General features: G+C 68.3%; 1 protein-coding gene. It reads left to right on the top strand.

What is annotated here, in order from left to right; all coding sequences use genetic code 11:
- The coding region (locus tag Q7W29_09210; protein MDO9171996.1) for a PAS domain S-box protein at positions 1 to 1,629 on the top strand (1,629 nt) is incomplete at both ends.

Raw genomic sequence — 1,629 nt, 5'->3', positions numbered from 1 at the left:
CATCACCGACCGCATCACCAGCGAGCAGGCGATGCGCCGCAGCCAGCGCCAGATGGCGACCCTCGTGGGCAACCTGCCGGGCATGGTCTACCGCTGCCGCGGCGACCAGAACCTGTCGCTCGCCTACGTGAACGACGGCTGCCTGAACCTGACCGGCTACTCGCGCGACGAGCTGCTCGACGGGCGCGCCGTGACGGCGCCGCAGTTCATCCACCCGGCCGACTTCCCGTACGTCCGCACCACGATCTGGGACGCGATGGAACGCCACGTCCCCTTCCGTCTCGAGTACCGCATGATCACCAAGCAGGGCGAGCTGAAGTGGGTCTGGGAGCAGGGCGTCGGCGTCTACGACGAGCGCGGCCACCTCGAGACCGTCGAAGGGTTCGTCCTGGACGTCAGCGAGCGCGTCCTGGCGGAGAACGAACTGCGCCGCTCGAAGTACTCCATCGACCACGCTAGCGACGCGGTCTACTGGATCGGCGAGGACGGCTCCCTGGTGGACGTCAACGACACCGCCTGCCTGACCCTGGGCTACGACCGCGACGAGCTGCTGCGCATGTCGATCCTCGACATCTCGACCGACCTAGCGCGCGAGGAGTGGCCGCAGGTCTGGCGGACCGTGCGCGACCAGGGTTCGGTCCTGGTCCAGGGCATCCACCGCACCAAGACGGGGCGGATCTACCCGGTCGAGGTCTCGTCCAGCTACCAGGAGTTCGGCGGCCGCAAGTTCCACTGCGCCTTCGCCCGCGACATCACCGAGCGCAAGGAATCGGAGCGCCGCGTCCAGGACATGAACCAGGAGCTGGAGAACCGCGTCGAAGAGCGCACCGCGGAGCTGCAGGAGGCGCAGGCTAGGCTGATCACGTCCGAGAAGATGGCGGCCCTGGGCAACCTGGTCGCCGGCGTGGCCCACGAGATCAACACCCCGCTGGGCATCGGCGTCACGGCCGCCTCGCACCTCGAGCAGCGCGTCAAGGCCGCCCGCGAGTTGTACCGGGCGGGGAGGCTCAGCAAGACCGAGTTCGAGGAGTTCCTGGCGACCGCCGACGAGTCCGCGAGCCTGGTGCTGGCCAACCTCAACCGCGCCGCCCAGCTCGTGCAGAGCTTCAAGCAGGTCTCGGTCGACCAGTCCGCCGAGCACCGGCGCAGCTTCCGGCTGGGCGCCTACCTGAACGAGGTGCTGGTCAGCCTGCGGCCCGAGCTGCGGCGCAAGCACGTGGACGTCGCCGTGTCCTGCCCCGAGGATCTCCTGCTGGACGGTTACCCCGGCGCGATTTCCCAGATCATGACCAACCTGGTGATGAACTCGCTGATCCACGGGTTCGAGGAACGCGAGGCCGGTGCGATCCGCATCGAGGTCGCGGTCCTCGCGGGATCCGTCCGCCTCCGCTACGGCGACGACGGCTGCGGCATGAGCCAGGACCAGGTCCTGCGCATCTTCGACCCCTTCTTCACGACCAAGCGCGGCCGCGGCGGCAGCGGCCTGGGCATGAACATCGTGTTCAACCTCGTCACCCAGATGCTCGGCGGCACCATCGTCTGCCAGAGCATGCCGGGCGACGGCTGTTCCTTCGACATCGTCATGCCGATCCAGGCCCCCGCGACTTCCCGGATGCCCGAAATGCAGCC

Source organism: bacterium, assembly GCA_030654305.1.
Classification (GTDB): domain Bacteria; phylum Krumholzibacteriota; class Krumholzibacteriia; order LZORAL124-64-63; family LZORAL124-64-63; genus PNOJ01.
The sequence above is the reverse complement of the archived record's forward strand: the minus strand, read 5'-3'. Positions and strand labels throughout refer to the sequence as shown.